The following is a 3700-nucleotide window of genomic DNA, read 5'->3' on the forward strand; positions in this document are numbered from 1 at the left end:
CGCGCGACGGAAAGGAATCGTTGCATGGATCAGGACAAGACAACCGTGATGGGCGGCTACGGTTCCGCGCAGGTTGGCGATAGCGCCGATGCGACCCGCGTTGTTCCCAACCCCGGTTATACCGACCCCGCCGCGACGCAGCCTTCTGCCGGGCCCACCCGGGTTATGGGCTATGGCGACACGGCGCAGGATTCTTACGCTGCATCTTCGCAAGGCCCCTATGGCAATGCAGCCCCGGATCCGTTTGATTACGCGCCGCAGGATTCTTATGCTGCCTCGACGCCGAATCCCTATGATGACCTGCCGCAAAATCCCATTCCGCAGCCTCAGCAGACGACGTATATGCCTCGCACGGCGCAGCCTCGCTACGAGTCGCGCGAGCCGTATCGCGAGTACCCTAAGTCGATTCCGCAATATGGCGAGGACGAGGAGAAGAAGCCGTCGCGTTCGTCGAGCGTGATCAAGAAGATCCTCATCGTGCTGGCGATTTTCTTTGCGCTGTCGGTTGTGTTTGCCATCGTGTCGGGCATGCTCAACAAGCGAGGGAGTTCAACGGCCGATACCACTGCCGAGCAAACCGAGTTCGCCTCGTCTAGCACCGTCGATCTGAGCGATATCCCGGGGCAGTACTGGTCCAACGCCAAGAAGATCCTCAAGTCGCGCGGCGCCGATCTTTCGAATGCCGTGGTCCTGACCGATGATGGCTCAACGCCCGTCGTCGATGCCAACTGGGTCGTTACTTCTGCCTACTATAACGACAGCGGCAACCTCGAAATTCAGCTCACGCACAAGAACAGCTCGGGCAACTCGTCCGACGGACAAAGCGGTACCGACAGCTCGAGTTCCAATACGCTGGAGGACTTGAGCAACAAGGCGCAGGAGTTGGGAGACAAGGCGCAAGAGCTGGGCGATACGGCACAAAATCTGGGCGATACCGCGCAGAACTTGGGCGGCATGGCGACGGATGCCTGGAACGCCCTGCAAAACGGCATCTCGGGCGCGCAGGGAAACTAGCGGACGAGCGGAGCGGGGCTACAGCTGCTCGGCCGGACGCTCGGGCGAGCTAAAGCCCGAATCAAACGTGACGACGCATGAGACGTCGGGCCGGCGCTCGTGCACGATGCGCGTGACGAGCTCCAGCAGCTCCTCGTCGGATATGTCAAAGCCGTCGGGACGCACCAGGTCAAACGAAACGAACCCGTCGTGCTCGTGCAGGTCGTGGATGGAGAGCGCGGGATCGATCTGCATGACGCCGCGCTTGACCCAGCCGCGCAGGTCGTCGCCAGTGGTGGCGATGGGGTCGCAGTGCAGCGTGATATCGATGCCCATCTGGCGCTTGATGTCGTGCTCGATGGTGTCCAGAATCTCGTGGTGCTCAAATGCGTCGCCCTCGCCGGGCATCTCCACGTGGGCGCTGGCAAACTGACGACCGGGGCCGTAATCGTGCACCATCAGGTCGTGTGTGCCCAAGACCTGCGGATAGGACATGATCTTGTCGCGGATTGCCTGGACGAGCTTGGGGTCGGGCGCTTGCCCCAGCAACGGGCTGATGGCGTCGCGCACTAGGCCCATGCCGCTGATGCAGATGAAGATGCCCACACCCAGGCCTGCCCAGCCGTCGAGGTCAAAGCCTGTCGTCTGCGAAATAAGCGCCGCCACCAAGACCGAGCCCGAGGTGATGACGTCGTTTTTGGAGTCCTGTGCCGTGGCGATGAGCGTCTCCGAGTCGATGCGGTCGCCCAGCGTGCGGTTGAACGCTGCCATCCAGAGCTTAACGAGCATGGACAAGACGAGGGCGGCTAAGGAGAGCACCGAATATGCAGTGGGGGAAGGCTTGATGATCTTAGTGACCGACTCGAGGATCAGATTGATGCCGACGGCGCAAACCAGGACGGCGACGAACAGGCCGGCTAGGTACTCATAGCGACCGTGGCCATAGGGGTGGCCTTCGTCTGCCGGGCGGCTGGCAAGGCGGAACCCGAGCAGACTCACGATGTTGCTCGAGGCATCGGAGAGGTTGTTGAAAGCGTCGGCGATGAGGGAGACGGAGCCGGCGAGCAGGCCCGCGATGCCCTTGGCCAGGCACAGGGTGATGTTGAGGCCAATGCAGACGAGGCTTGCGGAAAAGCCCGCGTTGGTGCGGCAAGATGCATCGACCGGCTCGCTCTCGCTGCCGGGAACAAGCGTATGTACCAGCCGATTTACAAATAGCATAGCGGTCGTCCTCACAATCATGTTTAAGGGGATAGTGTAGCTCGCGCGGGGGCGCCGTGCACCGATGCTCAGAAAATGCAGCAATAGTCTGCCGGTGCTAACGAGCGAGCCTTCTCGTCTGCCTGGGTGGTCCATTTTGGGCCACATGGGTATGGGCATGTGCCTGTTTGCTCGACATACTTAATGTCGACAGCTTTGTGCAAAGGAGGACGTTTCCATGGATGAGATGTTTGCCATTAAATGTCAAAACTGCGGCGGCCCTATGTACTCGCACCAGGCTAAGCGCAGCTTTGAGTGCGCCTATTGCGGCACGGTCGTTCCGTGGCAGGCTGATGCGGGGGAGCCCAAGAGCGCCCTGGGCATTCGCCATACGCCGCTGACGGTGGTGGATGGACTGCTCAAGCTCACGCATGTGTCGCAACTCGAGCGCCCGGAGGACCCGGACTGGTATTTCTTCAATTCGCACTGGCGCAATCAGTCGGTCCTGGAATATCTGCTGTGGGAGGATCGCGGCACGGCACAGGAGTTCCAAGAGGCCACGCATGTGAGTATTCCTTGCCCCTTCTGTGGTGCGTCCTTTGAGGGCGAGTCGACCCAGCGCGTGTTTGAGTGCCCGTCCTGCGGCAACAAGATCGGCATTGCCGACCTGCTCAAGCCGGGGACGTTTAGCAAGCGTCTGACCATGGGCGTGGGTGCGGAGTATGTGCCGGATCAGGGTATTCCCTGCGAAATCTCGCCGCAGCAGGCACGTGCCAACGCGCTGCAGCTGGTGCGCCAGTACCCGGATGCCTTTGCCGGACACGACGTGGAAGATGCGATCCAAAACGACATGATGCTCTTCTATTTCCCCATGGCGCTGGCGGACCTGCGCATGATGGCGAGCTTCCCGGGCAAGGGCCTGAGCAAGGAAACCCTGGTGTACTACGAGGTGCTCGACTGGGCATACCCCAGGGCAAACTACCTGGACGTTCGCCTCATGGGCATTTTGGAGCCGTGGGACTTTGCCAAGGTCGGTCCGTTCGATCCCGCCATGCAGGAAGGCGACTTCCGCGTCGTCTCCGTCGATGCATCTACCAAGGACCAGGTGGTCATTGATAAGTTGGCGCTCGACGTTGCGGGCAACGATGCCGAGGCCGTACTGGGGCTCAATAAAAAGAGCATCCGAACCTGGGCGCGCAAGGCCCGCAAGCATAAGGATGGCCTGGTGATGGTGCCGGTCTTCTTTGTCGATCGTCCGGCGACGGACAGCCGCGATGGCGAGCAGGTGCGCATTGCCGTAAACGGACAGACGGGCCGCGCGGCCGCGGTGGTGTTTAGTGACAAGCGCGAAACGCACGTCGTGGCGCCGCTCAACCCGAGCCTGCATCTGTCCGGTGAGAGCACCGTGCATGCCACGCCCATCGAGGTCAAATACGTTAAATCACCCTTCCTGTACCAGATCGTGCGCCGTGGAGGCGACGAGCAACCGCGCCAGGTTGCAGCCGCC

At 61.1% G+C, this 3700-nt stretch carries 3 protein-coding genes; 2 read left to right on the forward strand and 1 reads right to left on the reverse strand.

What is annotated here, in order from left to right:
- Nucleotides 1-24: 24 nt before the first annotated feature.
- Entirely contained in the window at nt 25-1014 is a 990-nt protein-coding gene (locus tag ARB25_RS10115) for a hypothetical protein (protein ID WP_055285744.1), read from the forward strand.
- An 18-nt stretch (nt 1015-1032) separates the two neighbouring features.
- On the opposite strand, the gene ARB25_RS03255 is transcribed toward ARB25_RS10115, so the two are convergent.
- Nucleotides 1033-2214 carry a cation diffusion facilitator family transporter gene (locus ARB25_RS03255; protein WP_055285745.1) on the reverse strand — a complete coding sequence of 394 codons (1182 nt, stop codon included), beginning with the start codon at nt 2212-2214 and terminating at the stop codon, nt 1033-1035.
- 217 nt (nt 2215-2431) lie between these two features.
- Here ARB25_RS03255 and ARB25_RS10120 point away from each other — a divergent pair.
- The coding region (locus ARB25_RS10120) for a TFIIB-type zinc ribbon-containing protein (RefSeq protein WP_055285747.1) at nt 2432-3700 on the forward strand (1269 nt) is incomplete at its 3' end.

This window comes from Collinsella aerofaciens (assembly GCF_001405375.1).
GTDB classification, from domain to species: Bacteria; Actinomycetota; Coriobacteriia; order Coriobacteriales; family Coriobacteriaceae; genus Collinsella; species Collinsella aerofaciens_F.